Here is a 24,126-nt window from a genome sequence, read left to right on the forward strand (position 1 = left end):
TTCTGTGCTATTATAATAGTTAGAAATAATTATATATTTTTTTGCCGAACATGGCATCTATTTTGGAAAGGTCGTAATATCAATGGATTCAACAAATACAGCATTAGAATTGTTAGTACAACAAGCTGAAAATGTGCTAACAAGCCTAAAAGATTTAAAACTTGGTCTTAAGAAAAAAGGTAAAGCACGTTTTGATTTATATGAAAGATTTTGTGCAAATCAACATTCATTTGATGTATATACATTTATGGATCCTGAAATTCAAGAATCAGCAGAAGTGACTGCTTTCAAAAAACAATTAGAGTCATTTAGAGAAGACTTTGCTGTGGTACGTACAGATCTTGAAGCTGTCGTAGACATTAAACACGCAGAAGCAGCTTATGAAGAGGTATTTGCTAACTATAATGTAATGGTCAATGTACTCGGTTTTCCTGATCGACAAGTAAATGCAAAAAAATTCTAAACAGAATTTAGATCCACATACTAAAGTTATTTTTAGTATGTGGAATTTTTTTGATGAAAAACTAAGAAAAGAAAAAAGGAGGATAACATGTTGTCAAAACGATGCATTCATCATATTTGTATTCAAACCAATCATTACCAGGAGTCAATAGAATTTTATACGAATGCTTTAGGGTTCACATTAGTACAAGAAACGAAGGATTTTCATAATCGGGCTTATAATTCGTGGTTACAATTAGAAGATTTTTATATGGAGCTACAAACTCCCAAAAAAGATGAAGAGCTAAAACCTTATAATAAGCATAGAGAGGGCATTGTTCACTTTTGTTTATGGGTAGAAGATTTAGAGGGAGAAGTCAAACGATTAAAAGAATTAGGCGTAACTTTCCTACAAAAAGATGGTGAAGACATTTATTTTGTTGAAAATGGTAGTTTGTGCAAATTGCAAGCACCAGAAAGAACAATTGTTGAATTACGTGATCTGAAGGGAGTATAAAAGAACGATGCAAAATATTCTGCCCCCAATTATCGACGAATCAACACAAGTATTAATACTTGGATCAATGCCAAGTCAACTTTCACTTGAAAAACAGCAGTATTACGGCAATCCACGGAATCACTTCTGGTCTATTATAGGAACAATCTTACAGGTTGAAGTGCCTGAAGATTATTCAAAAAGGGTAGAGTTACTAAAAGTGCATCATATTGGCCTATGGGACACGATTCAATCATGTGAAAGGCAAGGAAGTTTAGATGCAAACATTCGTAACATTGTACCAAATGATTTTCGTCAACTCTTTATAAAGTATCCAACTATTCGATTGCTTTTATTTAATGGTGGTAAAGCTTATTCTGTTTTCAAAAAATATATGGGACTTCAACTTTTACAAAAAATAGAGTACGCCAAAATGCCTTCATCCAGTCCAATCCCAGGTAAAAACATCAAATCCTTTGAAGAAAAAGTAGAGGAGTGGCGGATCATGGAGAAATATTTATAAGCCTAAACGAACTTTTGGTAGATTGAGCAACGACTCTTTTTATAATGGAATTTCTTAATATTGAGAAACGGTTAAAAGAGCAAATTAAAAGATCATGTTTTGATAAGAATGGTCAAAACATGATCTCGATTATTAACTTATTTTATACAATTGCAATGATGATAATATGCTGTAGTTACAACTTCAACATACTCTATCACTACTAAAATATAGAGAAATTGGCTGATCTATTCAATACGAATTGCTTGATCATTTGAATCATCTTCTTGGCTATAAATGACTTGTTCATAAAACGTAGCCATTGCTGTTGAAAAATAAGGAATTAGCCACAAAAAGCCTATTCCTAAAGTAAACAGACATAGAATACCCCAACCAATGAAGCTAAGTCCTAGTAAAAAATATTTCCATTTAAACCCGACCATTTTCCTTCTACTCTCTGATATTGCTTCAAGAATTGAATATTCAGGATGATCTCGTAATATATAAAATGTTTGTGAGTACGATATACTTTTTATGATTCCAGGAATAAATAATAACAAAGACCATAAAAATACGAAAATACCTTGTAATATACTTGCTCCAATTAGTTTCATGGAAGTTTTACCATTAGAATAGATTGAAAATACATTAGCAATGTTAGGATTGTTTTCTCTTACTAAAGATAAATAGAACCAATATACTCCAATAGAAAAAGGAATTTGTAAAATGATAATGATTAAATTCACAATAGCGGCTCCTATTGGTGTATCTTCTTGGTTAAACCATTCAGTAAACCCACCGCTTACTATAATTTCAATAATAGTCGGGAAAATATAATACATAATAAACATAATAAAAGAAAGTAAAACAACTAATCCCCATTCTCCCTTTAAAGATTGTAAAGATTGCCTCTTGATGTCAGAAATCTGAATTTTCACAAATACGCTCCTTTTTTACAAAAATTTAGTCTTCAACTTTAATATTATACTAAAAAAACCTTGATGTATACTAATCTAATTTTATTCTTGTTTGGTGCTAAATATCCGTAAATATAATACGAATCATAAAAAATATTTATCTAATAAAATAAAAATTCTGAAAAGTCATTGAATTTAAAAAGTAAAAGTGATATTGTTATATACATGCTAAATTGAAGTATGAACTTCATATATTAAAAATAATAAAGCAGGTACTGCATTAAGGTGATGAGGTATTGTATCAAAAAATAATACAGGAGTGTTATCAAGAGCTATCAAAAGGTCAGAAAAAGGTAGCTAATTACATTTTAGAATTTCCACATGATGTAGCATTGAAATCTGCCCAAGAAATAGGCAAATTAGCTGGGGTTAGTGAAACAACAGTTATTCGTTTCTGCTATGCAATCGAACTGTCGGGATATAGTGAACTACAGTTAATTATTCGTAGTTCGTTAATGTGTAAGAAAAGTTCGCTTGGAAATTATTTGGCTTCAAAAGCTGATATTGAACCAGATGTCTTTTTTCATGAAAAAGTAATGAAAAACGATGCAAAAAAAATTCAAACTGTTTCAGAAAGATTAGACCCGAACGATTTTCAACAGAGCTGTCAATGTTTACATAAAGCAGAGAAAGTATATGTCCTTGGTTTACGATCCTCTTTTGCAGCTGCACAATGGCTTGGCTTTACTTTGAATGTACTACGTTCCGATATTCATATGATTCAACCACAATCTCAGGACATTATTCAACTGATGGGTCATATGAAAGAAGGGGAAGTGTTAGTTGTATTATCGTTTCATCGTTATTATAAAGAAACGATTGATATGGCACGTATGATCAAGAAAAAGGGTGTAACGGTTATAGGCATATCAGATGGACAGATTGCTCCGCTAAGTCGATATTCAGATTTTTATTTTCCACTTGCAACCTCTGAAACTTCAACAATTGATATTATGCCGACGGTTATTTCCTTTTTAAATACACTTGTTTCTGGAATGACTGTACAAGCCCCAGAACAATACGAAGAGTACAAAGCACAGTATGACCGAGTAAACAGTGGATTCTTATTTTTAGATGGAGATGAATTTGAATGAATCAGCTACTAGAAGAAATTACACCTAAGTTGAAGGAGGTATTTACCCATTTACATCAACATCCTGAAATAAGTTGGCATGAATACAACACGACTATCTATTTACAACAACTGTTGCAATCATTTGGATTTACGCCACATTTAATAGAAGGATCTACAGGATTATACGTAGAAATTGGTGCCGGCAAACCAATCATCGGCCTTCGAACAGATATTGATGCATTATGGCAGGAAGTTGATGGTCAGTTTCAAGCAAATCATTCTTGTGGACATGATGGTCATATGACAATGGCAATTGGTACATTATTATTACTCCAAAAATTGCATACCCCAGAAAATGGGACCATTCGTGTTTTATTTCAGCCAGCAGAAGAAAAGGGACAGGGAGCTTTATATTTAATCGAACAAGGTTTAATCGATGATCTTGATTATTTATATGGTGTACATGTTAGACCTATTCAAGAATTACAAGATGGAACATGTAGCCCAGCAATCTACCATGGTGCAGCGAGATTAATAACAGGAACCATTCATGGCAAGGAAGCCCATGGTGCACGACCACATTTAGGGAAGAATGCTATTGAAATTGGAGCGGCATTAGTGAATGCATTGCAAGCTATTCATATTGATCCAATGATTCCATCATCTATTAAAATGACGAAGTTTCAATCAGGTAGTGCTGCCAATATCATTCCAGGTAACGCTGAATTCTGCATCGATATGCGTTCTCAAAAGAATGAGGGAATACATGCATTGATGACAGAGCTTGAAAATGCGATTCACGGGATTGAAAAGCAATTTACGATTCAAATAGAGTATCAAATTGATGCCAATATTGCAGCGGCAGAAGTGAATGATGAAGCAATGCAACTGATGCGACAAGCAATCGTCGAAACAATTGGTGAAGAAAATATGAAACCACCTATCGTAACACCGGGTGGAGAAGATTTCCATTTTTACACCTTGAAATGTCCGAATATTAAGGCAACAATGTTAGGACTAGGATGTGGACTTCAACCTGGTTTACATCATCCTAAGATGACATTTAATAGCGCTGCATTGCTAACTGGAATTGAAATTCTAACTCGAACTGTTTTAAATACAGTGTCCCATGAAAAGAAAGAAGTGACATGTAATGATTACGTATAAAGTATTAACGACAAATCAAGAGATGGAGTTAGTTCAAAAAGTAGAACAAGCTGTTTGGGAAACAGCTCCCATCCCAACACATCAAACCTTAACAGCAGTGAAGCATGGTGGTACAGTGATCGGTGCATTCGATAACGACAAATTAGTTGGGTTTAGCTACGGCTTTGCAGGATTTGAGAATGGTAAAGTTTCACTTTGCTCTCATATGCTTGGTATTTTACCTGAATACCGAGAAAGTGGGATTGGTGCCAAGTTAAAACAACAACAAAAACAACTTGCCACAACAATTGGTTATGAAAGAATGACTTGGACATACGATCCATTACAAACGCGGAATGCTTATTTGAATTTAACGAAATTGCATGGAGTTTGTAATACATATATTGAAGATTGTTACGGCAAAATGGAAGACGGTTTGAACGGTGGTCTTCCATCAGATCGTTTTCAAATTGACTGGTGGATTACAAGTGATTATGTCAATCATTTTGTAAAAAAGAAATATGACAACCCGGTCTTACTAGCAGAATGGTCATATAATGCACAGCAATTGCCGGCTTGTGAAAATGTCAATATTGAAGGATTATCCCATTTTAAAGAGGTTGCTTATCTCGTACCAGCCCCAGCAGATATTGCTTTACTGAAAAAGCAAGACTTGAGCTTAGCAATTGATTGGCGTATGAAAACACGTCAAATGTTCACGGCATTATTCCAAGCGGGCTATGTAGCAATCGAATTAGTCAAATCTAATCATGAACCGGTACATTACTATTTAGTTGTTAAAAAGAATTCAGTCAACATTCCACAATAGAGAGGATTTTACAATATGAAACTTCAAGAAATTACAATTCGCCAATTAAAAATGAAAATGAAAGCCCCATTTACAACAAGTTTCGGTACTTTCTATGATAAAGAGTTTCTTCTATTAGAAGTAACAGATGAACAGGGCAATAAAGGATGGGGTGAGTCCGTAGCCTTTGATGCGCCTTGGTACAATGAAGAGACCTATAAAACAAACTGGATTGTACTAGAAGATTTCCTGATTCCACTGGTAAAAGATCAAGATATTAATCACCCAGATGAAATCAATGAATTATTCGCACCAATTCGCAAAAATAATATGGCAAAATCTACGCTTGAAGGAGCTGTGTGGGATTTGTATGCGAAACGTACAAACCAAACTCTAGCTTCTGCACTTGGTGGAGATAAAAAACAAATTGAAGTTGGAATTAGTATTGGTATTCAAAATTCAGTTGATGAATTGTTAGCTTTAATCGATGAGTATGTAAACGAGGGCTATAAACGTATCAAAGTGAAGATTAAACCAGGTTGGGATGTTGATGTAATCCGTGCTATACGAGAACGATTCCCGGATGTACCGTTAATGGCAGATGCCAACTCGGCTTATCGTTTAGAAGACGTTGATTTATTAAAACAATTAGATGAGTTTAACTTAACAATGATTGAACAACCACTTGCTTCAGACGATATCATTGATCACGCAACATTACAAAAACAATTAAAAACACCTATTTGTTTAGATGAAAGCATTCACTCTCTAGAAGATGCACGTAAAGCAATCGAACTTGGAAGCTGCGGCATTATTAATATCAAAATCGGTCGTGTAGGTGGTTTAACAGAATCTAAGAAAATCCATGACTATTGTCAATCAAAAGGGATTCCAGTATGGTGTGGGGGAATGTTAGAGTCCGGAATTGGTCGTGCGCATAATGTAGCACTTACGACATTATCAAACTTTATCATGCCAGGTGACACTGCTGGTTCAGAAAGATATTGGGAAAAAGATATCATTGATCCAGAGGTAACCGTAGAAAATGGCTATATTACGGTGCCAAGTAAAACTGGTATTGGATATGAACCAAACATGGATTTAATCGAAACCTTTACTGTAAAGAAAAAAGTATATAAATTAACGAACAATGAGGTGGTACGATGAAAAAAAGTATAGAAATGGCTGGTGCATTTGTCGGTGTAATCGTTGGTGCAGGCTTTGCTTCTGGACAAGAAATACTACAATTTTTCACTAGTTTCGGCTGGTGGGGAATAATAGGAACTGTAATTGCTACAGCTCTATTTGCGTTTTTGGGTATGAACTTAACCACATTGGGAAGTCGTATAAAAGCGACTTCTCATAAAGAAGTAGTGTATCAGATTTGCGGAAAGTATTTAGGCGCAGCTGTTGATTTTGTTATTACCTTCTTCTTATTTGGGGTATCAGTCGTTATGTTTGCAGGAGCTGGCTCCATTTTTGAAAACCAATTCGGAATTCCAGCGATGTATGGTAGTTTAGCGATGCTCGTTGTAACGATTTTGACATTGATGTTTAATGTAGAGAAAATTATTGGTTTAATCAGTGCAATTACACCTTTCTTAATGGTACTAGTAGTAATTATTGCAGGTTATTCGATTTTCACAACAGATTTAACGGCAGCTCAGATGAATCAAATTGCCAAACAACAAAATTCAGGAGCATCCAATTGGATATTAGGAGCACTCCTTTACGTATCTTATAATATTGCAGCAGGAGCATCGATGTTGACGGTTATGGGGGGCGTTGAAAAAGATGAAAAGGTTGCAAAACGTGGCGGCTTCCTTGGTGGAATAGGCTTAGGGCTTCTTATTTTGCTTATAAATGTCGCAATATTCACAAAAGTCGATCAAGTAGGTAGTGCAGATATGCCAATGCTTGTACTTGCTACAAAAATGTCACCAATTGTCGGCATACTCATGTCAATTGCATTATTAGGCATGATTTACAATACAGCCGTTGGTATGCTTTATGCATTTACCGTTCGTATTGTACCTGCAAAAAGTAAGCATTTCAATTGGATTGTATGGGTAATTGGTTTTGCTGGTTTCGCATTAAGCTTTGTTGGATTTATAAAACTTGTTAGTGCAGTTTATCCAGCAATGGGGTATTTGGGTTTTGTTTTAATCGTTTCAATTGTTATTGCATGGGCAGTTCATGTAAAACGTTCAAAAGTCAAATCACTTGTTGCAAAAGAAGCCTAATCATTCAAACAGAGAAGTACAAATTGTCAGTAAGCTGACTTTTTGTACTTCTTTTTTACTTGCGGTAGGATAATTGAACATTTAATCCACGAAAATTCATGATCAATCCATGAAATATAGCTTCTAATCCACCAAAAAACAGATTGTATCCACAAAACAGACAACTGAAGTCTTCCAACTAACCGTGATAAGAAAAAACAGTACATATCTGAATGAATCAATTTCATAATTCAAAGATTTGATAAACAAGAACATTAATAGAAAAATGTTATACGCTATATCTATTTGATCGCTGTCTAAGAAGCGCCATCTGAAGCGGCATGTTAAGAAAAACTATATAAAGTATAATCCGAATTGATTATACATTTATAAATCATTCGTATTTTTTAACTGGAAAGGCAATTATGAAATTGACTCGAATGAAGGATAATTTGAGAAAACAAAGAATTCTATAAGTAGTTTATTTAGTAGTTTGTTGGAAAAATAACCTAAAGCAGAATATATTATATTTTCTTAGATAAAAATAACATTTCTATTAAAATGCCGTTATTTACAATTCTTTTACAGAATTTTCAGATTATAATAAGAGAACAAACTTATAAGGGGTTGATAGAATGTCGGTAAAGGTTAATTCAAACGTTGCACTAAGCCATCCATTATCACCATTATCTGAAGCAGAAATTGAAAAAGCTGTTCAAATAGTTAAAAAACAGCAACAATTGACTGAACATGTACGATTTATGTCGGTGATGTTACATGAACCTAAAAAGTCAGAAGTACTTAATTACAAACCAGGACATACTGTAGATCGCCAAGTATTTTTAGTCATTTTAGATGATAAAGAAATGAAAACATTTGAAGCAGTTGTAAATTTGACTACAGAAAAAGTTGACTCCTACAAACATATTCCTGGTGTACAACCCAATGTCGCCTTAGAGGAATTTGAGCAATGCGAAGAATTAGTTAAGAGCCACCCGGATTTTGTAGCAGCTTTACAGAAACGTGGTATTGACAATGCTGATTTAATCATGGTAGATCCTTGGTCAGCAGGAAATTTTGGGGTTCAAGAGCATGAAGGTAAACGGTTACTCCGTGCGATTTGTTGGCAAAAACAATCACCAGAAGATAACGGATATGCCTACCCTTTAACGGGGATTGTTACGTATGTAGATCTAAACAAAATGGAAGTTTTTAAAGTAGAAGATCATGGAGTTCGTCCAATTCCAACAACACCAGGTAATTATCATCCTGAAGTTGATGAAACTATTGTGTTTAGAAAAGACTTAAAACCATTGGAAATCAATCAACCTGAAGGTCCAAGTTTTACAATTGAAGGTAATTTGATCAAATGGCAAAAGTGGAGTTTCCGTTATGGATTTACACCACGCGAGGGCCTTGTATTATACACAATTAATTACCATGATAAAGGCAAAGATCGTCCAGTCATTTACCGTGCAGCCTTATCAGAGATGGTTGTCCCTTATGGTGAACCAACATTTTCGCATAACACACAAAATGCCTTTGATGCTGGTGAATATGGAATGGGGCAATTAGCCAATTCTTTAGAACTAGGTTGCGACTGTTTAGGTGAAATTCAATACTTTGATGGTGTTGTAGCAGATGTAAAAGGAAATGCGCGTACGATCAAAAATGCAATTTGCTTACACGAAGAAGATTACGGGATTGGTTGGAAACATACGGATTGGCGTACAGGCCATGTAGAGGTAAGGCGTTCACGTCGACTAGTAATTTCATTCTTCTGTACAGTTGGAAATTATGATTACGGCTTCTATTGGAGTTTCTACCAAGACGGTACGATTGAAGCTGAAGTTAAACTAACAGGTATTTTAAACACAGGTACATGTGAAGATGGTAAGCAAACAAAATATGGTTCTGAAATTTCTCCAGGATTAAATGCATCGCATCATCAACATTTCTTTAATTTCCGTCTAGATATGATGTTAGACGGTGAAAATAACTCAGTGGTTGAAACAGAAACAGTAGCAGAAACATTGGGAGAACATAATCCGAATAGCAATGGATTCTATCCTCTTTCACGTATCCTAAAAACAGAACAGGAAGCGTTACGTAATTTAGATTTGAAAACGCAGCGAACATGGAAAATTATCAATAAAAACTCACTTAACCGAGTGAATCAACCAGTTGGATATAAGATTTTGCCTGGCGAAAACTGCTTCCCATTTGCGCATGAAGAAGCAAGCGTTATGAAACGTGCAGGTTTCCTTAAACATCATTTACACGTTACGCAATTTGATGAAAGTGAAAAATATGCAACAGGTATGTATCCAAATCAACATGCTGGAGGAGATGGTCTTCCAAAATACGTTGAGAAGAACCGTTCCATTGATGATGAAGATATCGTTGTTTGGTATACAATGGGCCATCATCATATCCCACGCCCTGAAGATTGGCCAGTAATGCCAACTGCATACATTAACTTCCAACTAAAGCCAGTTGGATTCTTTGATCGAAACCCAGCATTAGACGTTCCTAGACCGGACAAAAAGTGTCACACAACTTCCACTTGTCATACACAATAATACGTTTAAAGGAGTGATTAAATGCTACCATTCCTGAGCATGTTGGTGATTGTTATTTTTACTGTAATTACCAACCGTTTATTAAGAAAACGTTTTGCTAATCATAGCATGGCCAAGTGTTGTATAATGCTGATTTCTATGACAATGAGTACAGCTGTTGGTATAAATATGGCTACCTGGCAGCCCGATATGGTGCTATGTGCAATTGCATCTATTATTATTTCAATTGCATTAGCCTTTTTACTGTCAACTGGCTTACCAGTTTACCTATTCATGGAAAGTGTAGGGTCCAGCTTTATGGGGGCAATGATGGGTGTAATGCTAACATTAATGACCACCCAATATTTAACGTTAAGTATTATCTTTTTTACCATGATATTCATAGTAAGTGCTGTCATTTCTATCGGTGTATGGAATCGTGAGATGTTTCCTATCTTTATAAAAGCCATTCCAAAGCATATTTTCATTGTAGCTGGTTTAATGATTTGTGTACTCGTATTTAGTAGTTTTGAGATCCAACATGAGGTACCTGTAAAAGAAGAACAACAGCATCACCATCATCATTAAAGGGGTCGATAATTATGGTAAATGTGAAACCGAATATTGAAGAATCAGGCATTCAATTCAAAAAGAAATATGACAATTTTATCGGGGGTGAATGGGTTGCGCCTGTAAGAGGCGAGTATTTTGATAATATTACGCCGATCACGAAAGAAGTATTTACACGTGTAGCTCGTTCCACAAAAGAAGATGTAGAGTTAGCATTAGATGCTGCACATGAAGCTCAAAAAACGTGGGGGAAAACACCTGTTGTAGAACGGGCACGCATCTTGCAAGCCATTGCTGATCGAATGGAAGAAAACCTTGAAAAAATCGCAACGGTAGAAACTTGGGATAATGGAAAAGCGATTCGTGAAACTTTGTATGCTGATATTCCATTGGCCATTGATAATTTCCGCTATTTTGCTAGTGCAATTCGCGCACAAGAAGGACAAATGACACCTTTTGATGAGGATACAGTAGCCTATCATTATCATGAACCTATTGGTGTTGTTGGACAAATCATTCCATGGAACTTTCCTATTTTAATGGCAGCTTGGAAATTGGCACCAGCACTTGCTGCAGGAAATAGTGTTGTTTTAAAATTAGCAGAACAAACCCCGGTATCATTCTTATATGTAATTGAACTGATTCAAGACCTATTACCTAAAGGGGTATTAAACGTCATTAATGGTTTTGGTTCGGAGGCGGGAAAAGAGTTAGCTTCAAACCCTCGTATTGCCAAAGTAGCTTTTACAGGTTCTACAGCTGTCGGCAAACTAATTATGAAATATGCATCTGAGAATCTAATTCCGGTTACCTTAGAATTAGGTGGCAAATCTCCTAATATCTTCTTTGAAGATGTCATGGATGCTGATGACGGATACCTGGATAAGGCGATTGAAGGTTTAGTGATGTTTGCCTTAAATCAAGGTGAAGTCTGCACATGTCCATCTAGAGCCTTGATCCATGAGTCTATTTATGATCGTTTCATAGAAAAAGCCATTGAACGAGTAAAGCAAATTAAAGTTGGTAATCCATTCGAACTTGAAACAATGATGGGTGCACAGGCTTCAGAAGAACAACATAAAAAAATTCTTTCCTATTTTGAGATTGCCAAACAAGATGGAGCGGAATGTTTAATCGGAGGTGCCGAAAATCAACTTGATCGTTTAGATGGTTATTTTATTAAACCGACTATTTTTAAAGGCAATAACAAAATGCGTATTTTCCAAGAAGAAATTTTCGGTCCGGTATTGGCAGTGACTACTTTTAAAACTTTCGAGGAAGCAATCGAAATTGCCAATGATACGATGTATGGATTAGGTGCAGCTGTTTGGTCACGCAATACAAATATTACCTATAAAGCAAGTCGAGAAATCAAGGCAGGCCGTGTTTGGGTCAATACGTATCACCAATACCCTGCTGGTGCAGCATTTGGCGGCTATAAAAAGTCAGGTATTGGTCGAGAAAATCATTTAAAAGCATTAGAATCGTATCAATCAACTAAATGTGTATTCGTCAGTTACAATGAACAGCCACAAGGTTTCTTTTAATTTTACGTAAGAGTGAAGTGAGGGGGAGGCTTATTGAGTAGCTATTATCCAATCCAACCTGAATTGGTCCAAAATACGTATTCGTATAGAGAACTGGCTCCAGACATCCAATTAAAACAGGATATACTATTTTATTATGAGTTTGAACCAATAAGCTTTTATAGTAATATTCATGTGATTCCTGATGCTTGTCAAGATTTAATGTTTTACATGGGCGAAGATCAAAAGGTATTCTTAGGGAATACGCCAACTACGCGTGAAATTTATTCATTTTTCCCAAAAGGTAAATATTTTGGTGTTCGTTTAAATCCAAAACAAACCGTTATTCAATACAATTGCGCATTAAAACAAATTGTTCAGCAACCGTTCGTTAATGTTGAAGTAGGCTGCACATTAGATGCTAAATTTATAAAAGCTATTTTTGAAGCGAAAAATTTTGAACAAAGAGTGCATATCTGTAATGACTATTTTTGTTCTCAAAAAAAGGAAAAAAGTTTAGGTGATGAGATATTCACTACTTGTTTTGATTCTATTATTGAAAATAATGGATTATTCTTACCAGAGGTGATTCAGCACAAAACAGGTTATTCTGAGCGATATATCCGAGAACTTTTCTACAAAAAAACAGGCTTTGGACCAAAAAAATTAAGTAAATTCATACGGATACAACTTTTACTTCAACATTTTTCTTTTGAGGAGACACCTATCAATATTGATCAATATGGTTACTACGATCCTTCGCATTATTACAAAGAATTTAAAAGTTTACTTGTCATAACACCTGCTGAATATATAAAAGAATTTTTAGGTTGGAAAAATATAAAACGAAAGTTTGTATCTTATTAGCCCTCAAAGCTTTCACTCTTTCATATAAAAAAACATACTAGTGCTAGTATGTTTTTTTTTAGATACATTTAACGTTTCATACCTAACTTTACAAAAAATTAATGGTTTATAACAATTCGTATAATGGAGCAGTTGCAACAGATCCTCTCCAATCTATAAATGATCCTTAAATTAAATAGTTCAAAAATGATTGAGTCAGTAGTGTAAAAAAAGGAGGTTAGATGATGGCTTCAAATACTGAAAATGTAACGCTTAAAAAATCTCTCACCGCCATAAATTTATGGGCTATTGGTGTGGGAATCGTCATTTCGGGTTCTTATTTTGGGTGGAATTTTGGAGTAGGTGAATCTGGTTTTTTAGGTATGTTAATCGCAACACTACTGATGGCGACTCTGTATATTACCATGACATTAGGTATTTCCGAACTTTCTACAATATTGCCACATGCAGGCGGACCTTATTCTTTTGCAAGGAGAAGTATGGGAAGGTATGTAGGTTTTATAACAGGAATTGGAGTACTCCTACAATATATAATGGCAGGACCAGTAGTAGCGATTGGTATCGGAGGATATGTAAATTTCTTATTCCCTGAAATCCCAGCACTTGTTCCGGCAGCTATCATTTTTGGTATTTTTATGATTGTGCATATTATCGGTATTAAAGAGTATGCAACGATAGAAATGGTTCTTTGTTCTGTGGCAGTTGGGCTATTGGTACTTTTCTTTATTGTTGGTTTACCATATATTCATGTGGGAAATTTATTTCCAAGTAGTGGCAAGTATATTCCTGGTGGTTTTAAAGGTATTTGGTCAGCACTTCCATATGCAATGTGGTTATTTTTAGCAATTGAAATGTTGCCAATGTTATCTGAAGAAACTAGAGATGTAAATAAAGATATGCCAAAAGGGCTTATTTCAGGAGTGACAACGCTATTAATTATATCCATTTTCACCATAACGGTATCTATTGGATTAGGGGGAGTTGATAAAATTTCAGTTGCTTCAGATCCATTGCCAGCATCTATAGCATCCGTTTTGGGTGAAACATATTGGTTATCCAAAGTATTAGCAACTGTAGGTTTAGTTGGTTTAGTATCTAGTTGTTCAGGTGTCATTTTAGCGTATTCAAGACAAGTATACTCTTTAGCGCGTGCTGGCTATTTACCTAAATTTTTATCATTAATGAACAAAAAGAGGCAAACACCATATGTTGCAATTATATTGCCAGGTGTTTTAGGTATACTCTTAGTATTTTTCTTTAATCCGAATAATTTAATTTTAATTTCCACATTTGGGGCGCTTGTTTCGTATATAGCCATGAATTTGTCAGTCATTATTTTGCGCATAAAAGAACCTAATTTAGTAAGGTCCTTTAAAACACCCTTCTATCCAATTACGCCAATTGTTTCTTTGATCTTGTGTGTCGTTGCCATTTTTGCCAGCTTTTTTGCTAATTTACCATTCTTCTTTGTTTGTATTGCTATTTTTGCCTTGGCAAGTCTTTATTATTTTATATGGGCTAGACATCAAATTGATGGTAATGCTCCAGAAGAGAATTTTATGGTTGAGGAAATTGAAAATTCTAGTCTTTTTGGAAAGATTGAAGACTCTAAATCTGTTGTTGAGATTGAAGCATCTAACCTTATTCGGGAGCTGAAATGATCAAGATTAAACAGCCACTTCTCTATCTTAAGAGGTGGCTTTTTGTATGGAAATACATAGAAAGGAAGTGGCATCAGCTCAAAGCTATTTTTAACAAGCCATTTATTGAATTCGTAATGATAAAAAATAGCGTTAGTTCCACAAAGAGTTTCCATTCAAAAGGCTACTTACTTCTTTTTTTAGGTCAAACAGTTTATCATTAATTTAGAATTCAAGATATTTATTAGTAAACATGAAGGCAATACGAAAGGAAGTTTTGAAATGGTTCCATCATTATTCATCGGACACGGTTCACCGTACCTAGCAGTTACTCACAATGATTATTCAAATTTTCTAAAGGAATTAGGTAAAAGAATTAGACCGAAAGCAATTGTGATTTTTAGTGCTCACTGGGAGAGTCAAACATTATCACTAACATACACAGATGATCTTTTAGATACAGTGTATGATTACTATGGTTTCCCTGAAGAAATGTATCAAATTAACTATCCTGCAAAAGGATCTAAAATCGTAGCGAAAATATTGGAAGAGCGCTTTAAAAAGGCTGGAATACAAACTCGACGGGAAGAAGTTCGAGGTTTAGATCATGGAGTATGGGTTGCGCTAAAACATATGTATCCTGAAGCAGATATACCAGTCGTGGAATTATCGGTGAATCCGTTCTTGTCGCCTAAAGAGCAATTTCATATCGGAGCAGCATTAAAGGGACTTGGTGAAGAAGATATTTTAGTCATCGGTAGTGGTACAACAGTACACAACTTCCAATGGATGTATCCGAATGCTACAAGCCCTGTAAAAGAAGCAGTAGAATTTGACGATTGGATCTTTGAACAAGTACAAAAAGGGGATATTGACGCTTTAGATCAATATCGTTCACTAGCACCAAATGCCGCTCTAGCAGTGCCAAGACCTGAACACTTTGTTCCTTTATTTATCGCAATGGGTAGTGCAAGTGACCAAACAACAAAGCCTCAAAAGATTAATCAAACCTATGAATTTGGTACGATGAGTAATATGTGTATTGAGTTTTAAAAGTTAATATCGATAGGTTTTATAAAAGAGAACAAAGAGGATATTATCTGATTTGTTCTCTTTAATATATTTAAATATAATAAGCTCACTAGTTATTAATGGGTTGATAATATTATCATCTTCCATATGTAGCCAACGGAATAATTGTATAACGATTTTGTATTTTTGTTTGTCACCTTGATAAATGATAATTCAAAAATCTATCTAAAAATCTTTTTGAGTAACCGTCAGTCGTATTTGTACAAATCGTTTTGTCAGTTTCACCGATATGAGAAGAGACAATGACATCAAAATTTTCCCAAGCTCGATAATGGATACAGTACTATATGCATGAGAGTTTTCTTTACTATAAAATACGATTGTTGATGCAATTGTAAATATAAACAATACTAACACTATTTTTTAAAATATTTTTTTCATACTGCTTCCTTTCAGGTGAAAGAGCCATAACATTTCTGTCCATTCGTTTAATTGTTCACAAAATAGAATTTTAACAAACGTTTGTTCTTATTACTTTTATAAATTCCAAAATTTCTTTTTTGGTACTATTACCTGATTGAATTCCACCTCATAGAATTTATTATTAATTTTTATATATCCATCCTCTAAGTTATTAACTTTTGAGAAAAATAATCCTTCTCTATATCCATTAGAGTTTTGATTTGGGGGCAATAGGTTATTATTTGGATCAATCAATTTACTAATACCTTTATGTTCATAGAGTGTTACTTTTCCAATGGAGCGTTCCTTAATATGCATCCCATCTAAACCCTTTTTTTGTCTCATATTATCGCCAAATAAGTATAGATTCATAGAACAAGAAAGCGATAAATATAAATTGATATATGCTAAATATTCAATGTTAAAAATGTCTATAAATAATTTGTTTACAATAAATATAAGAGCGAAAGATAATATTAATAGAATCAAGTTATTTCTAGGACCTGCCCAAGCAACTTTTTTTGCATCTTTTGCTATGTTTTCACGATCATTATCTCTATTAAAGTTTACGAATACATTACTATACCATTTAAAATCAATTATAATAAACTTTCTTTTTTTTGCTTCAAAGTAATGTCCTAATTCATGAATGCAGATACTGGCATATAGAATGAAATAAGCAATCAAAATACTTATCAAACTTTTAATAAATGTTACATCCTTGTACAATATAAAAAGTGCTAAAAATAAACAAGTAAATACTAGACCAAAGATTGATAAAATTAAAAAGAATTTATTTTTCATAAATTTCCCTCCCATATAACATTATACTAAATACTTTTACTATTCTATTATTCTTCGCTAATTGGTTTTTTGCGAACAATTAAACATGCTTTGCCAAGTTTTATTCAACAAATTTAATAAACTAAAAATTAAAAATATGCAGACATTACAGGCGTTTTTAATGAGATAGCAGTTAGTAATTCTTCAACGAATGGGCAGGATAGTTAATAATAAAAATTTTCATTCAATTATTGACAATAAAATAGGAAGTGCTATACTTTGATTTGTAATTTCATACAACAATTGCTAGGAGAGCTGGTGTTGCCAGCTGAGAGTAGAGCCGTAAGCTCATGATCCTTTAACCTGATCTAGATTATGCTAGCGTAGGGAAGCAGATAGGATATTGTCGATTCAAGTCCTTGTTTCCTTATGGTGGAAGCAAGGGCTTTTTTATTTGCTATAAAATTATAATTGAATATTGAAAAGACCACTAGGGGTGCACGGATGTGCTGAGAGAGGAAACTCAACTCTTGGAACCTGATCTAGATCATACTAGCGAAGGGAAGTGGCTTCCTTTTTTGTATGCCGTGTACAAGATTGATAGCCACTTCTCTATTTTGAGAGGTGGCTTTTTGTATGGAATTACTAAGAAAGGAAGTGAACAATCACTCAATCTCTATTTCAGACATGAAAGAATAGGATGATATAAGAAATGGATAAAAAAGTAGCGCTTCATATCATTACAGATGGTCAACATTCATTACACGAAGTGGTTCATATCGCCACGAAGTTTGAACCTGATATTCGCTATTTGCATATTCGTGAACCTGGTTGGACTGCAGCTGAACTCTTTGATTGTGTAAAAAAATTAGCGTATGCAGGTTTTCCATTACAGAAGATTGTGATCAATGATCGAATCGATGTAGCACTTGCTACGAATGTTTCTCATGTGCAATTGGGTTATCGGAGTATTCCGATTGCTATCGCAAGTGAGAAGTTCTCAAATCTTAAAATGGGTGCATCCATTCATTCGCTGGAAGAGGCTATAAATACAAAAGCCAATTGGTACCTTTACGGACATATTTTTGATACAGCAAGCAAGAAAGGAATCGCTTGTCGTGGAACAAAATTATTACAACAACTTGTAAATAGCATATCGATTCCTGTGATTGCGATTGGTGGAGTTACTCCGCAAAATACAAAAGAAGTATGTGCGACAGGCGTATCAGGAATTGCAGTGATGTCAGGAATTTGGCAAGCGAATGACCCCGTGGCAAAGGTAAAAGAATATGCTCATCAACTGAAGGAGTGGGAAGATGAAAAGTTTTGATAGTATCATCATCGGCGGTGGCGTCATCGGTAGTACGATTGCACATGGTCTTGCTGAACGTGGACTGCATGTAGCAATTCTTGAAAGAAAAGAAATTGCGGATGGTGCTTCACATGCAGCCGCTGGATTACTAGGCGTTCAGGCAGAATGGGATGAATACGATCCTTTATATGAAATGGCAAGAAAAAGTCGGGCATTATTTCCAAAAGTAGCTGAAAAAATTCGTGCAAAAACAGGCGTTGATATTGGGTATGAAGTGAAAGGTATTTACAGGATCGCTAATACAGAAGAAGAATTTGAACGAATTCAACAAATTCGCTCTTGGCAAGTATCTGCAGGAGAAGAAGCATGGTTGCTTTCTTCAGAAGAATTAAAAAAATTTGAACCGAATGTTTCTTCTGAAGTAATCAGTGCAGTCTATTATCCGACAGACGGACATGTGTTGGCACCTGCACTGGCAAAGGGGCAAGCGTTAGCTGCAGCTGCCAGTGGTGCAGAAATATTCGAATATACGACTGTTCAACAAATTGTTGTGAAAAATGGAAAGGTAGAAGGTGTTCAAACAACAGAAGGGTTTTTCCCGTGTAAGCAAGTTTGTATTGCGATGGGTGCGTGGAGTACACCATTTCTTAAACGATTTAACGAAGATTATGGAACTTATCCAGTCAAGGGAGAAGTAATTTCTTTAAAAAGTAATCGACCATTGCTCCATGCGCCTTTATTTTTAAAACGATTTTATATTGCACCCAAGCGATATGGTAGATATGTAATTGGTGCAACGATGAAGCCAAATTCGTATCAGGAAGATGTGCAAGCAATGAGTATTGTAGATCTATTACAAAAGGCATTTTCGATTGTTCCCGCTCTACAAGAAGCAAGTTGGGACCGAACATGGGCAGGATTACGTCCGGAAGCAAATGGTGGTAGACCCTATATGGAAGCACATTCGACCATTCAAGGACTGTTTGTATCCACAGGGCATTATCGAAACGGCATCTTATTAAGCCCGTATGTAGGAGAATATATGGCGGATTTAATGGTGAACAACTATGTATATTAATGGGGTTAAGATGGAAGTGTCAGAGCAGGTGAAAACAATAGAGGAGTTATTGGTTCACTTAGGGCTTCAGGGAAAAATAGTTGTTGTTGAACAAAATGGTGTCATTTTACAAAAAGAAGATTATTCAAAAGTGGTTAAGTCTACTGATTCTATAGAGATTGTTACATTTGTAGGAGGCGGTTAATATGTATCAAATTGGACCATATACATTTACTTCAAGATTATTATTAGGAACAGGGAAATTTTCAGATTATGCTATGCAACGTCGAGCAATAGAAGTATCAGAAGCTGAAATTTTAACATTTGCTGTGCGCCGTATGAATATTTTTGAACCATCACAGCCTAATTTGCTCGATCAAATCGATTTAGAAAACTATCGTTTATTACCAAATACGGCAGGTGCGAAAACAGCCGAGGAAGCAGTACGTATTGCGAAACTCGCAAAGGCATCTGGTTTATGTGATATGGTAAAAGTAGAGGTAATTGGATGTGATGAGACATTATTGCCCGATCCTTTAGAAACATATCGTGCATGTGAAATGCTTCTAGCAGAAGGGTTTATTGTATTACCGTATACTTCAGATGATGTGGTACTTGCTCGGAAATTGCAAAAACTGGGCGTGCATGCCATCATGCCAGGTGCTTCACCAATTGGCTCAGGACAAGGGATTTTAAATCCATATAATTTACAAGTTATCATCGAACAAGCGACAGTACCTGTTATTGTAGATGCAGGTATAGGTACTCCGTCTGATGCAGCACTTGCGCTTGAACTAGGGGCTGAGGCAGTCTTGCTTAACTCAGCAGTTTCTGGTGCAAAAAATCCAGTGCAAATGGCAGAAGCGATGAAACTAGCCATTCGTGCAGGAAGACTAGGTTTTGAAGCGGGGAGAATAGAAAAAAAAGATCGGGCTCAAGCTAGTAGTCCTTCACAGGGGATGAGTATTGTTGACTAATCGCTATTCAAGACAGGAACTATTTTCTTATATAGGACAAATTGGCCAACAAAAAATCCGACAAAAACACGTACTGATTGTTGGCGCAGGAGCATTGGGCAGTAGCAATGCCGAAATGCTTGTACGGGCAGGAATCGGAAAGTTATCCATAGTAGATCGAGATTATGTAGATTGGTCAAATTTACAGCGTCAACAACTATATAGTGAAGAAGATGTTTATCTACACTTACCAAAAGCTGTAGCGGCGAAACAAAGATTAGAGAAAATCAATCGTGATGTGCTGATTGAAGCGTTGGTCCAAGACATTTCATCAACTGAACTTTTAGCGTTTCAAGATGTAGATCTAATCATTGATGCAACAGATAATTTTGAAACACGCTTTTTACTTAATGATTTTGCAGTCAAGTATGAAATTCCATGGATTTATGGTGCATGTGTTGGTAGCTACGGTACTACATATACCATATTACCGCATGAAACACCATGCTTACACTGTTTGATAGACATGATTCCATTTGGAGGTACAACTTGTGATACTGTAGGAATTATTGCGCCTACAGTTACACAAGTTGTGTCACATCAAATGGTTGAAGCATTGAAAATCTTAGTGGAAGATTGGGATGCGCTCCGCAAAGAATTATTAGCATTTGATTTATGGAAAAATGAGCAAACAAAGATCAATGTAGAAGGTCTAAAAAAGTCAACATGTTTAACTTGTGGAACAAACCCTACTTATCCATATTTAACAAAAGAATCAATAGCCAAGGTTGCGGTACTATGTGGGCGTAATACGGTTCAAATTCGTCCTGCAAAATCGAAGTCCGTTAATATTATTGATTTTGAAAAGAACCTTGCTCCACATGTTCAACATTTGAAGTCCAATCCCTATTTAATTCATTTTCAAGTGAATAAAAAGCAGATTGTCCTTTTTAGAGATGGACGTGTGTTAATTCATGGAACGAATGATATTGTAGAAGCAAAGAAAATCTATCACCAATATTTTGGATAAAGTATTGATATAAAATATTCCTATGAAAAGTAATTTACTGTGAAGCTACTATTTTCTTTTAAAAGAATATCCGAAAAGAAACTAAGTTACTATTTTCTCTTTAAAACAAAAAATAACTTTTAAATGACAAAATTATCTGAATACTGTAAAATGAAATTAATTCCATTTTACAAGGGGTGTTTAGGGATGAATGTACCATTAATACTAACAGATTTTTTAGACAGAGCTGTAGATTTATATGGCGATAAAAAAGCTATAATAGATGAAGAGAGAGCATTTACATATGCCGAAATTAACGCGCGTGTAAATCAGCTATCTCGTGGTCTACAATCCTTTGGTGTAAAAAAAGAGGACAAAGTAGCATACTTGTCATCAAATACAATTGAGATGTATGAAGGCTTTTATGGTATTTATCAATTAGGGGCGATTATGGTCCCTTTAAATATTCGCTTAAAGCCAGAAGATTATTTGTTTATCCTAAATCACAGTGAGTCTAAAATTTTACTAGTAGATCAAGATTTATATCATTTAATCGTTCCAATAAAAGAGAAATTAGAAACAGTTGAACAAATTATTGTCCATTATAAAGAAGAAAATACGCCAGAATTAGGTTATGATGAATGGCTTGCTACTTTTGATCCTAGTGAGTTCCCTCGTGTGGAATTACAAGAAGATGATGTTTGTAGCCTATTGTATACAAGTGGCACAACAGGTGATCCAAAAGGTGTCATGCTAACTCACAGAAATAACTATTTACATGCATTATCGACAATGCATCATTTACGTGTAACAGATGAAGATGTGCTCTTACACGTTTTACCGATGTTCCATGTAAATGGATGGGGATCTCCATTCTACTACACAGCAAACGGTTCAACACAAGTCTTCCTAAGAAAAGCTACACCAGAAGCTATATTCCAAGCTATTCATAAGCATAATGTTAGTGTCGTTCATATGGCACCAACTGTATTAAATTCATTGATTCAATATTATGATGAGAAAGAGCCAGCACTTTCTGATCAACTGCGTGTAGTGATTGCGGGTTCTGCACCGCCACAAGCTTTCATTGAAAAAGTAGAAACCAAGATTGGTTGGGAATTTGTACAAGTTTATGGGATGACAGAATCATCACCATTGAGTACAATTTCGCGCATTCGGCCACAATATCAAAATCTACCGGACCAAGAAAAATACCGTTTAAAAGCAAAAGCAGGAAACCCATTGATTGGTACGAAAGTGAAAATTGTCGATGAGTTAGGCGATGAGGTACCACATGATGGCGTATCTGTTGGTGAAGTTATCGTAAGAGGTAATGGTGTGATGAAGGGCTATTGGAAAAACGAACAAGCTACTATCGCGACGATAAAAGATGGATGGTTACACACAGGTGATGTTGGTTCTATTGATGAAAAAGGATATCTAGCCATTACTGATCGTAAAAAAGACATTATTATTAGTGGTGGTGAAAATATTTCTTCTATTGAAGTAGAAGGGGTATTATACGAACATCCAGATATTTTAGAAGCAGCTGTCATTGCTATTCCACACGAAAAATGGGGAGAAACGCCTCATGCCTATGTTGTATTACGTGAAAATGCAACATTGACCGAGCAAGAAGTAATCGATTTCTCTCGTTCAAAATTAGCTCACTTTAAAGCCATTACAGGTGTAACTTTTATCGATGAATTACCAAAAACGGCTTCAGGGAAAATCCAAAAAGTACATTTAAGAAAGAATTATGTAGAGGGTGCTGAAGTCTGAAATATTTCATGAATAGATGAAAATCTATAAAAGTAAAACACAGCTAGATAACATGTGTAGAAGCATGGTGATTCGAAAATGAATTTGCCATGCTTTTTGTTTTTTTAATGGTATTTATAATGTTTGGATATTGCTTTAATAGAATAAATTGGTAAATTATTGTTATGCGATAGAGGAGAAGAAGATGGAATTAAATATAAAGGTTGAGAGCAACGCCAAAGCTTGTAATGTACAGATACTGGTCATATACCTTTTTTTCTTTTACTTTATTTGGGCTTTGAAAGAGTTGTGGTTCATTAATATCTTTCTTTCATTTGGTGAGACAACCTATACGATACTGGAAGCCATCGTATAGGTGTTGGTTTGGATCGTTCCAATTTGGGTTTATGTCAAATATTATTTAAATCGTAGTCCAATGAATTACTTTAATATGAATCTAAATGTAAAAAAAGGTTTGTATTGGGGTGTTATTCTTTCTTCACTTGTTGGTTTGCGTTTTGCTATTGAAGTATATCTATTTAATAATGAAACCTTTCATTTTGTACTACCCTTAGACAGTTATCTTGATGGGTTTCTTGTGGTTGGAATTACGGAAGAGCTGGTGTTTAGAGGGTTTATCCTTAAAGAGATTAATAAAAGAATATCTTTTTGGAAAGCAAATGGAATTACAGCATTATTATTCTTGTTTATACATTATCCGATTTGGATTCATAATTGAGAATTTTTTCATTTTTGTACACACATTTATATATTTCTACTTGGACTAATTTTTGGACTTGTTTATAAAAAGACAGGTTCAATATGGTCGGTTGTACTATTACATTCATTTTATGATTTATTTGTGAATATCATTTAGCACAAAAAACCACTTGGAACAATCCACCCAAGTGGTTTTGTACTAA

Annotated in this window: 22 protein-coding genes, 1 pseudogene and 2 riboswitches; of the genes and pseudogenes, 21 read left to right on the forward strand and 2 right to left on the reverse strand. The window is 35.0% G+C overall.

Going from position 1 to position 24,126, the window contains the following annotated elements:
- Nucleotides 1–82 precede the first annotated feature (82 nt).
- From CEF14_RS03825 to CEF14_RS03835, 3 genes are all read left to right on the forward strand, one after another.
- Nucleotides 83–463: a hypothetical protein gene (locus CEF14_RS03825; RefSeq protein ID WP_102691626.1), complete on the forward strand. Its 381-nt coding sequence runs from the start codon at nt 83–85 to the stop codon at nt 461–463.
- A gap of 87 nt (nt 464–550) precedes the next feature.
- Nucleotides 551–958, forward strand: a complete 408-nt coding sequence (locus CEF14_RS03830) for a VOC family protein (protein WP_211284557.1) — start codon at nt 551–553, stop codon at nt 956–958.
- A 7-nt stretch (nt 959–965) separates the two neighbouring features.
- The gene (locus CEF14_RS03835; RefSeq protein WP_102691628.1) at nt 966–1,460 is read left to right on the forward strand and encodes a DNA-deoxyinosine glycosylase; all 495 of its coding nucleotides are present in this window, start codon (nt 966–968) and stop codon (nt 1,458–1,460) included.
- A 227-nt stretch (nt 1,461–1,687) separates the two neighbouring features.
- On the opposite strand, the gene CEF14_RS03840 is transcribed toward CEF14_RS03835, so the two are convergent.
- A complete protein-coding gene (locus CEF14_RS03840) occupies nt 1,688–2,377 on the reverse strand; it encodes a DUF975 family protein (protein ID WP_322788379.1) in 690 nt (229 codons plus the stop codon).
- A gap of 275 nt (nt 2,378–2,652) precedes the next feature.
- Here CEF14_RS03840 and CEF14_RS03845 point away from each other — a divergent pair, with 275 nt between their 5' ends.
- The 11 genes from CEF14_RS03845 (at nt 2,653) to CEF14_RS03900 (ending at nt 15,884) form a co-directional block, all read left to right on the forward strand.
- Complete coding sequence (locus CEF14_RS03845) at nt 2,653–3,510, forward strand: MurR/RpiR family transcriptional regulator (RefSeq protein WP_102691629.1); 858 nt, start codon at nt 2,653–2,655, stop codon at nt 3,508–3,510.
- Nucleotides 3,507–4,658: a M20 peptidase aminoacylase family protein gene (locus tag CEF14_RS03850; RefSeq protein ID WP_102691630.1), complete on the forward strand. Its 1,152-nt coding sequence runs from the start codon at nt 3,507–3,509 to the stop codon at nt 4,656–4,658. The genes CEF14_RS03845 and CEF14_RS03850 overlap by 4 nt, the downstream gene beginning before the upstream one ends.
- On the forward strand, nt 4,645–5,466 hold the full coding sequence (locus CEF14_RS03855; protein ID WP_102691631.1) for a GNAT family N-acetyltransferase: 822 nt from the start codon (nt 4,645–4,647) through the stop codon (nt 5,464–5,466). Before CEF14_RS03850 ends, CEF14_RS03855 begins: the two co-directional genes overlap by 14 nt.
- 15 nt (nt 5,467–5,481) lie before the next feature.
- Nucleotides 5,482–6,612: an o-succinylbenzoate synthase gene (menC, locus tag CEF14_RS03860; RefSeq protein WP_102691632.1), complete on the forward strand. Its 1,131-nt coding sequence runs from the start codon at nt 5,482–5,484 to the stop codon at nt 6,610–6,612.
- Complete coding sequence (locus CEF14_RS03865; RefSeq protein WP_102691633.1) at nt 6,609–7,688, forward strand: YkvI family membrane protein; 1,080 nt, start codon at nt 6,609–6,611, stop codon at nt 7,686–7,688. Before menC ends, CEF14_RS03865 begins: the two co-directional genes overlap by 4 nt.
- Before the next feature lie 614 nt (nt 7,689–8,302).
- Nucleotides 8,303–10,249, forward strand: a complete 1,947-nt coding sequence (locus CEF14_RS03870; protein ID WP_102691634.1) for a primary-amine oxidase — start codon at nt 8,303–8,305, stop codon at nt 10,247–10,249.
- A gap of 21 nt (nt 10,250–10,270) precedes the next feature.
- Nucleotides 10,271–10,816 carry a hypothetical protein gene (locus tag CEF14_RS03875; RefSeq protein ID WP_102691635.1) on the forward strand — a complete coding sequence of 182 codons (546 nt, stop codon included), beginning with the start codon at nt 10,271–10,273 and terminating at the stop codon, nt 10,814–10,816.
- Nucleotides 10,817–10,830: 14 nt separating this feature from the next.
- Nucleotides 10,831–12,345, forward strand: coding sequence for an acetaldehyde dehydrogenase ExaC (gene exaC / locus CEF14_RS03880; protein ID WP_102691636.1), 1,515 nt, complete (start codon nt 10,831–10,833; stop codon nt 12,343–12,345).
- A gap of 33 nt (nt 12,346–12,378) precedes the next feature.
- Nucleotides 12,379–13,191 (forward strand): helix-turn-helix domain-containing protein, encoded by an 813-nt coding sequence (locus CEF14_RS03885; RefSeq protein ID WP_102691637.1) that lies wholly within the window; start codon nt 12,379–12,381, stop codon nt 13,189–13,191.
- Nucleotides 13,192–13,415: 224 nt separating this feature from the next.
- Nucleotides 13,416–14,852 carry an ethanolamine permease gene (gene eat, locus CEF14_RS03890; protein WP_170061436.1) on the forward strand — a complete coding sequence of 479 codons (1,437 nt, stop codon included), beginning with the start codon at nt 13,416–13,418 and terminating at the stop codon, nt 14,850–14,852.
- Between the two features lie 261 nt (nt 14,853–15,113).
- Nucleotides 15,114–15,884, forward strand: a complete 771-nt coding sequence (locus tag CEF14_RS03900) for a DODA-type extradiol aromatic ring-opening family dioxygenase (RefSeq protein WP_102691640.1) — start codon at nt 15,114–15,116, stop codon at nt 15,882–15,884.
- Nucleotides 15,885–16,400: 516 nt separating this feature from the next.
- Here CEF14_RS03900 and CEF14_RS03905 read toward each other — a convergent pair.
- On the reverse strand, nt 16,401–17,129 hold the full coding sequence (locus CEF14_RS03905; protein ID WP_102691641.1) for a zinc metalloprotease: 729 nt from the start codon (nt 17,127–17,129) through the stop codon (nt 16,401–16,403).
- 277 nt (nt 17,130–17,406) lie between these two features.
- Nucleotides 17,407–17,515, forward strand: a riboswitch (TPP riboswitch).
- A gap of 75 nt (nt 17,516–17,590) precedes the next feature.
- Nucleotides 17,591–17,689, forward strand: a riboswitch (TPP riboswitch).
- A 131-nt stretch (nt 17,690–17,820) separates the two neighbouring features.
- Between CEF14_RS03905 and CEF14_RS03910 the strand changes: the two genes are divergently transcribed.
- The 7 genes and pseudogenes from CEF14_RS03910 to CEF14_RS19195 all read left to right on the forward strand — a co-directional run bounded on the left by CEF14_RS03910 (nt 17,821) and on the right by CEF14_RS19195 (nt 24,080).
- A complete protein-coding gene (locus CEF14_RS03910; protein ID WP_102691642.1) occupies nt 17,821–18,438 on the forward strand; it encodes a thiamine phosphate synthase in 618 nt (205 codons plus the stop codon).
- A complete protein-coding gene (gene thiO, locus CEF14_RS03915) occupies nt 18,425–19,498 on the forward strand; it encodes a glycine oxidase ThiO (protein WP_102691643.1) in 1,074 nt (357 codons plus the stop codon). The genes CEF14_RS03910 and thiO overlap by 14 nt, the downstream gene beginning before the upstream one ends.
- Complete coding sequence (thiS, locus tag CEF14_RS03920) at nt 19,488–19,682, forward strand: sulfur carrier protein ThiS (protein WP_102691644.1); 195 nt, start codon at nt 19,488–19,490, stop codon at nt 19,680–19,682. Before thiO ends, thiS begins: the two co-directional genes overlap by 11 nt.
- 1 nt (nt 19,683) lies before the next feature.
- Nucleotides 19,684–20,454, forward strand: coding sequence for a thiazole synthase (locus tag CEF14_RS03925; protein WP_102691645.1), 771 nt, complete (start codon nt 19,684–19,686; stop codon nt 20,452–20,454).
- Complete coding sequence (locus tag CEF14_RS03930) at nt 20,447–21,463, forward strand: MoeB/ThiF family adenylyltransferase (RefSeq protein WP_102691646.1); 1,017 nt, start codon at nt 20,447–20,449, stop codon at nt 21,461–21,463. Before CEF14_RS03925 ends, CEF14_RS03930 begins: the two co-directional genes overlap by 8 nt.
- 186 nt (nt 21,464–21,649) lie before the next feature.
- A complete protein-coding gene (locus CEF14_RS03935) occupies nt 21,650–23,224 on the forward strand; it encodes a long-chain-fatty-acid--CoA ligase (RefSeq protein WP_102691647.1) in 1,575 nt (524 codons plus the stop codon).
- A gap of 430 nt (nt 23,225–23,654) precedes the next feature.
- Nucleotides 23,655–24,080, forward strand: a pseudogene (locus CEF14_RS19195) (CPBP family intramembrane glutamic endopeptidase).
- Nucleotides 24,081–24,126 lie beyond the last annotated feature (46 nt).

The organism is Rummeliibacillus pycnus (assembly GCF_002884495.1).
GTDB lineage: Bacteria > Bacillota > Bacilli > Bacillales_A > Planococcaceae > Rummeliibacillus > Rummeliibacillus pycnus.